Origin of the sequence: Streptomyces sp. NPDC005784 (assembly GCF_042871525.1) — a bacterium.
GTDB lineage: Bacteria > Actinomycetota > Actinomycetes > Streptomycetales > Streptomycetaceae > Streptomyces.
Map to the genome: position 1 here is coordinate 152,770 of NZ_JBIAIQ010000021.1, position 7,101 is coordinate 159,870.

4 protein-coding genes are annotated in these 7,101 nt (G+C 70.8%); 2 read left to right on the forward strand and 2 right to left on the reverse strand.

Going from position 1 to position 7,101, the window contains the following annotated elements; translation table 11 throughout:
• Window positions 1-48 precede the first annotated feature (48 nt).
• Window positions 49-1,218: a steroid 3-ketoacyl-CoA thiolase gene (locus tag ACFYR3_RS28870; protein WP_355848469.1), complete on the reverse strand. Its 1,170-nt coding sequence runs from the start codon at window positions 1,216-1,218 to the stop codon at window positions 49-51.
• A 341-nt stretch (window positions 1,219-1,559) separates the two neighbouring features.
• Here ACFYR3_RS28870 and ACFYR3_RS28875 point away from each other — a divergent pair, with 341 nt between their 5' ends.
• Window positions 1,560-2,804, forward strand: a complete 1,245-nt coding sequence (locus ACFYR3_RS28875) for a cytochrome P450 (protein ID WP_355848466.1) — start codon at window positions 1,560-1,562, stop codon at window positions 2,802-2,804.
• 204 nt (window positions 2,805-3,008) lie between these two features.
• On the opposite strand, the gene ACFYR3_RS28880 is transcribed toward ACFYR3_RS28875, so the two are convergent.
• On the reverse strand, window positions 3,009-5,057 hold the full coding sequence (locus ACFYR3_RS28880; RefSeq protein WP_389285070.1) for a bifunctional glycosyltransferase 87/phosphatase PAP2 family protein: 2,049 nt from the start codon (window positions 5,055-5,057) through the stop codon (window positions 3,009-3,011).
• 447 nt (window positions 5,058-5,504) lie between these two features.
• On the opposite strand from ACFYR3_RS28880, the gene proP reads away from it, so the two are divergent.
• Window positions 5,505-6,890, forward strand: a complete 1,386-nt coding sequence (proP, locus tag ACFYR3_RS28885; RefSeq protein ID WP_355848460.1) for a glycine betaine/L-proline transporter ProP — start codon at window positions 5,505-5,507, stop codon at window positions 6,888-6,890.
• Window positions 6,891-7,101: the final 211 nt, after the last annotated feature.

A 7,101-nucleotide genomic window follows, 5' to 3' on the forward strand; every position in this document is an offset into this window, starting at 1 on the left:
CGCACCTGGACCTGCACCCGCACCCTCTTCACGGCCGCCGAACGGCGCCTACAGCCGCTGGATGATCGTCCCCGTGGCCAGCCCCCCGCCCGCGCACATCGTGATCAGCGCGAACTCCTTGTCGCCACGCTCCAGTTCGTGCAGCGCCGTGGTGATGAGCCGGGCCCCCGTGGCACCCACCGGATGGCCCAGCGCGATGCCGCCGCCGTTCACGTTCACCTTCTCCAGGTCCTGTCCGAAGACCTGCGCCCAGCTCAACACCACCGACGCGAAGGCCTCGTTGATCTCGACGAGGTCGATGTCCTTCAGGGACATCCCGGCCTTGCCGAGCACGGCCCGGGTGGCGTCGATCGGGCCGTCCAGGTGGAAGTGCGGATCGGAACCCACCAGGGCCTGGGCCACGATCCGCGCCCGCGGCCGCAGCTTCAGCGCCCGCGCCATCCGCTTGGACGCCCACAGGATGGCGGACGCGCCGTCGGAGATCTGGGAGGAGTTGCCGGCCGTGTGAACGGCCGTCGGCATCACCGGCTTCAGCTTCGCCAGCGCCTCCATGGACGTGTCGCGCAGCCCCTCGTCCCGGTCGACGAGCCGCCACATGCCCTGCCCGGCCCGCTGCTCGTCCTCGGTGGTGGGCACCTGCACGGCGAACGTCTCGCGCTTGAACCGCTCCTCGGACCAGGCGATGGCGGCCCGTTCCTGCGAGATGAGCCCGAGGGAGTCGACGTTCTCGCGGGTCAGACCGCGGTGGCGCGCGATGCGCTCGGCGGCCTCGAACTGGTTCGGCAGGTCCACGTTCCACTCGTCGGGGAACGGCTTGCCCGGACCGTGCTTGGACCCCGAACCCAGCGGCACCCGCGACATCGCCTCGACACCGCAGCTGATCCCGACGTCGATGACACCCGCCGCGATCATGTTGGCGGTCATGTGCGAGGCCTGCTGCGAGGAGCCGCACTGGCAGTCGACCGTCGTCGCCGCCGTCTCGTAGGGCAGCCCCATCGTCAGCCAGGCCGTGCGCGCGGGGTTCATCGACTGCTCGCCGGCGTGGGTCACCGTGCCGCCGACGATCTGCTCGACGCAGTCGGCGGGGATGCCGGTGCGGCCGAGCAGTTCACGGTAGGTCTCGCCCAGGAGATAGGCGGGATGCAGATTGGCGAGCGCGCCACCGCGCTTGCCGATGGGGGTCCGTACGGCTTCGACGATCACGGGTTCCGCGGCCATGGGGGCTCGTCCTCTCCTCAGGCCTGCCCGGCGGCCAGGCCCTGCTGACCCGCGCAGCGCGGGGCGTCCCGGCCCACCCACCGCGCAGAACTAGAACGCGTACCAGTTCTGCGTGCAGTTTGCTGAGCGAACCCCCCGCGCCGCAAGGGTCCTGCAGCTCCCGAAGTCGTGATCTGCACGAATCCCGCACGCAATTGGTGGGCCCGCACCTCTTGCCACTTGTAGAACCCGTTACTACCTTCACGGCGATTCCACGTTCCTGATGGACCGTCAGAACTATCCGCGGGGACGGCCCGTCACCACCGCAGGCACCACCGTAGGCGCGAGACCTGGAGTTGCCGATGCCCTGTCCAGCGCTGCCCGACGGGTTCGATTTCACCGACCCCGATGTGCTGCACCACCGCGTGCCCCTCCCGGAGTTCGCCGAGCTGCGCCGGGCCGAACCGGTCCGCTGGATCCCGCAACAGCCCGGTGTCGCGGGCTTCGAGGACGACGGCTACTGGGCCGTCACCCGGCACGCGGACGTCAAGTACGTCTCGACGCACCCCGAGCTCTTCTCCTCGTTCCTCAACACGGCCGTCATCCGCTTCAACGAGCACATCCAGCGCGAACAGATCGAGGTCCAGCGGCTCATCATGCTCAACATGGACCCGCCCGAGCACACCCGGGTCCGTCAGATCGTGCAACGCGGCTTCACCCCGCGCGCCATCCGCTCCCTGGAGGACGCGCTGCGCGCCCGGGCCGGCTCGATCGTCGCGAACGCGCTCGCGCAGGCCGGCCCCGACGGCGCCTTCGACTTCGTCACCCAGGTCGCCTGCGAACTGCCGCTGCAGGCCATAGCCGAGCTGATCGGTGTCCCGCAGGAGGACCGCGTCAAGATCTTCGACTGGTCCAACAAGATGGTGGCGTACGACGATCCGGAGTACGCGATCACCGAGGAGATCGGCGCCGAGTCGGCCACCGAACTCATCTCGTACGCGATGAACATGGCGGCGGACCGCAAGCAGTGCCCCGCCAAGGACATCGTGAGCACGCTGGTGGCGGCGGAGGACGAGGGGAACCTCGCCTCCGACGAATTCGGCTTCTTCGTCCTGCTGTTGGCCGTCGCCGGCAACGAGACGACCCGCAACGCCATCACGCACGGGATGCACGCCCTGCTCACCCACCCCGAGCAGTGGGACCTCTACAAGCGGGAGCGGCCGAAGACCACCGCCGAGGAGATCGTCCGCTGGGCGACCCCCGTCGTCGCCTTCCAGCGGACCGCGACCCAGGACACCGAGCTGGGCGGGAAGCGGATCAAGAAGGGCGACCGCGTCGGCATCTTCTACTCCTCCGCCAACAACGACCCCGAGGTGTTCGAGAGCCCCGAGGTCTTCGACATCACCCGTGACCCCAACCCGCACCTCGGCTTCGGCGGCGGAGGCCCGCACTTCTGCCTCGGCAAGTCCCTGGCCACCCTGGAGATCGACCTGATCTTCAACGCCATCGCCGACGCGATGCCGAACCTGCGTCTCGTCGGCGACCCGCGCCGCCTCCGCTCCGCCTGGCTGAACGGCGTCAAGGAACTCCAGGTCAGTCACGTCTGACGGGAGCCGCATGCTCGGGCCGACGGCCTCCCGGCACCGTCGGCCCGTCCCGAGGGAGGCAGGGGCACTCCCCCGCGCCCGCCCCTGCCTCCCCCGAGACCCGCACACGGGCGCAGGCACGGCCACGACCCGCACAACCCGCACAACCCGCACAACCGACACACCCGCACCCGCACCCGCACATCCGAGCCGGGGCGTACCGGATCAGCTCGGAGTGCGGCCCATCGCCGGGACCGGCTCCTTCGTGCCGACCTCGGCCCGTTTCATCGGGGTCCGGGGCCGCGGGCCCTGGAGGAGATGGGTCAGGCCGAAGCCCGCGGCGACCACGGCCGCGCCGCCCACGGCGTCCAGGACCCAGTGGTTGCCGGTCGCCACGATCGCGGAGACCGTGAAGAACGGGTGCAGCAGGCCCAGCGCCTTCATCCACCACCTGGGCGCCAGAACCGCGATGACGACCCCGCACCACAGGGACCAGCCGAAGTGCAGCGAGGGCATCGCCGCGTACTGGTTGGTCAGCTCGGTCAGGGTGCCGTAGTCCGGCTTGGAGAAGTCCTGCGCGCCGTGCACGGTGTCGATGACCCCGAGGCCCGGCATCAGGCGCGGCGGGGCGAGCGGGTAGAGCCAGAAGCCGACGAGGGCGAGCAGGGTGGTGAAGCCGAGGGCGGAGCGGGCCCAGCGGTAGTCGGCGGGGCGGCGGACGTAGAGCACGGCGAGGATGGTGAGCGGGACGCCGAAGTGGAAAGACTGGTAGTAGAAGTCGAAGAAGTCCCGCAGGAAGGGGACCTTCACCACCGCGTGGTTGACCCCGCGCTCGATGTCGAGGCGCAGGAACCGCTCCACGGCGAGGATCTGGCCGCCGTGGTGCTCGGCGGCGGCCCGGCCGTCCGCGTTGGAGCCGCCTGTCACGGCGAGGCGCACGGACGCGTAGGCGGAGTAGCCGACGCGGATCAGGAGCAGTTCGAGCAGCAGGTTCGGGCGGGTGAGGACCCGGCCCAGGAACGGGAGCAGCGGCACGCGCTTCCACCGGGCGGGGACGGGCGCCGCGTGGTCGGTGGGGATCGGGGCCCGGTAGAACTCCGAGGTGCGGGACAGGAACGGTACGACGGTGGCGGCGGCCAGCGCGGCGATCAGCACCACGTTGTCGCGCAACGGCTCGAGCAGCGGCTTGTCCGGCAGCATCATCCTGGCGGGCAGCGTCATGACGAGGACGACGGCGACGGGCCACACATAGCGGTCCGAGGCCCTCCGCCCGACCCGGCCGGCGAGCGCGAGCAGCACCCACAGCAGCTGGTGCTGCCAGGTGGTGGGCGCGACGACGACGGCGACGCAGCCGGTCATGGCCACGGCGAGCAGCAGTTGCCCGTCGCGTGCGCAGCGCACCGCGCGACGGAGGCCGACGGCGGCGACGGCCGCGCCGAGCGCCAGGAACAGGGCGATCTCCAGCGGCCCGGTGAGGCCGAGCCGCAGCAACGCGCCGTGCAGGGACTGGTTGGCGACGTCGTCGGCGTCCTTGCCGAGGCCGACGCCCGCCAGGTGGTGCACCCAGTAGGTGTTCGAGTCGTGCGGCATCACGGCCCAGGCGAGCCCGGTGAGGGCGGCGAAGGTGGTCCCGGTGGAGGCGGCGGCGCGGCGGCGCCCGGTGAACCAGAGCAGCGGCGCGAAGAGCAGCACGGTCGGCTGGAGGGCCGCCGCGAGCCCGATGAGGACCCCGCAGGCGCGCTCCCCGCGGACGGCGAAGCAGCCGAGCAGGACGAGCAGCACCGGGATGATGCTGGTCTGGCCGAGGTAGAGGGCGTTGCGTACGGGGAGCGACAGCATCAGCAGGCTGATGGCGACGGGTGCGGCGAGCAGGGACGTACGCCGGCTCACGGGGGGCGGCAGGGCGCGCGCGGCGACCATGCCGAGCGCGACGACGAGCAGCAGGGTGCCGAAGGTCCAGCCCCAGCCGAGAGCCTGTTCGGCCGACCGGGTGAGCGGTTTGAGGACGAGTCCGCCGAACGGGGTGCCGGTGAAGCGCGTCGAGTCGTACAGCGAGCCCTTCACATGCAGTACGCCGTTCGGGCCGACCCAGGTCTCCAGATCCGTCAGCCGGTCCGCCTTGGGCGTACTGAGGACGGCGGCGACCTGTCGTACGGCCAGTATCGCGGCGATCACCCAGAGCCCGACGCGGAGCGCGCGCAGCCGTGCTCGCGCCGTCTCCGCCACCCCCGCGAAGGCATTGCCCGCTCGTCCGCCGTGCTCCACGTTCGCCACGCCCCGTCGGCTCTCCCGCCCCGTTGATTCCTTCTTGTCCCACACATCCCATACGTCAGTCCATATCAGGACCTTATGGGGCACGACCACCCTCGTCGAGAGACACAGGAAACCCCCGCTTCACCTGACATCCGTCTCCGTTTTGTCCGAATGACGATAGTCGGCGAAGGGTCAGGTCCCCCCTCGACGTCGCGACATAGATCACAAATGACCCTCCGAAGAGACCGTCCCGGCCACCTCGTCGCGCCTGCGTACGCGGCATTTATGTGCGCTGTGCGGCGGGTCGCGCACCGCACGTGACGTGGACGAACCGTCCTAAGGTCGCTTTTCGGCCCGCCCCGGGCGAGCCACCGGTCCGCCTCCGGGCGAACCGTCGGCCCACGTCCGAGCGAGCCACCGGTCCGCCCCCGGGCGAACCCGTCCCTGTCCCCGGCGAAAGGAAGGCCCTTGCAGACCGCGACCCCGACAGCCCACGCCGCACCCGTCCCGACCCCCGCACGCCCGGCCTCCCCCGAGGTCACCGTCACCGACCCCGCGCTCGTCAGGCGCGCCGTGAAGGCGGCAGCGCTCGGCAACGCGATGGAATGGTTCGACTTCGGTGTCTACAGCTACATCGCCGTGACCCTGGGCAAGGTCTTCTTCCCCTCCGGCAACCCGACCGCCCAGTTGCTCTCGACCTTCGGCGCCTTCGCCGCGGCCTTCCTCGTCCGCCCGCTCGGCGGCATGGTCTTCGGCCCGCTCGGCGACCGGATCGGCCGCCAGAAGGTCCTCGCGCTCACCATGATCATGATGGCGGCGGGCACCTTCGCGATCGGCCTGATCCCGTCGTACGGCACGATCGGCGTCGGCGCCCCGATCCTGCTGCTCGCGGCCCGTCTGGTGCAGGGCTTCTCCACCGGCGGCGAGTACGCGGGCGCCTCGACCTTCATCGCCGAGTACGCGCCCGACAAGAGGCGCGGCTTCTTCGGCAGCTGGCTGGAGTTCGGCACGCTGGCCGGATACATCGGCGGCGCGGGTCTGGTGACCCTCATGACCGCCCTGCTGTCCACCGACGACCTGCTGTCCTGGGGCTGGCGCGTCCCGTTCCTGATCGCGGGCCCGATGGGCATCATCGGCCTCTATCTGCGGATGCGCCTGGAGGAGACCCCGGCGTTCGCCGCGGAGATCGAGAAGTCCGAGGCCGACCGTCCCAAGGTGCCGCTGCGCGAGATGATCGCCGGCCAGTGGCGCACCCTGCTGCTGTGCGTGGGCCTGGTGCTGGTCTTCAACGTCACCGACTACATGCTGCTGTCCTACATGCCGAGCTACCTGACCAGCGAACTCAAGTACGACGAGACGCACAGTCTGCTCGTGGTCCTCGGCGTGATGGCGCTGATGATGATCGTGCAGCCCTTCGCGGGCGCCCTGACCGACCGGATCGGCCGTCGCCCGGTGATCGCCGCGGGCTGCGCGGGCTTCCTCGCCCTGTCCGTCCCGGCGCTGCTGCTGATCCGCCAGGGCAGCCTGTTCGCCGTCGCGCTCGGCATGGGCGCCCTCGGTCTGCTGCTGGTCTGCTTCACCGCCGCGATGCCCGCCGCGCTCCCGGCTCTCTTCCCGACGCGGGTCCGCTACGGCTCGCTGTCCATCGGCTTCAACATCTCGGTCTCGCTCTTCGGCGGCACGACCCCGCTGGTGGTCACGGCCCTCATCGGAGCGACCGGGAACATGATGATGCCCGCGTACTACATGATGGCCGCGGCCATCATCGGCGGTGCGGCCGTCTGGTTCATGGCGGAGTCGGCGGGCCGGCCGCTCCCGGGTTCCGCGCCCGCCGTGGAACCCGCCCGCCACTGACGTCGCACCTCTGGGCGCCCTCCCCGCGCCCTGCCCCGGAACCGGGCCGGGGCGTCTCCCCTCGCCCTGCCGCCGGGGGCGTCCTCCCCGCGCCCTGCTCTGGGACCGGGCCGCCGGGGGGGTGCCCCTATCTGTTTCGTCAACCCTGGCGTGGGTGGTCCGTAAGGGTTCGTGCTGGTTTTCGGGAGCGTCCCGCGAAGCGGGACGCTCC

Bases quoted from the DNA above. Each gene is read 5' to 3' on its own strand.
- ACFYR3_RS28870 (WP_355848469.1), bottom strand. From the start codon at position 1,218: ATGGCCGCGGAACCCGTGATCGTCGAAGCCGTACGGACCCCCATCGGC.
- ACFYR3_RS28875 (WP_355848466.1), top strand. From the start codon at position 1,560: ATGCCCTGTCCAGCGCTGCCCGACGGGTTCGATTTCACCGACCCCGAT.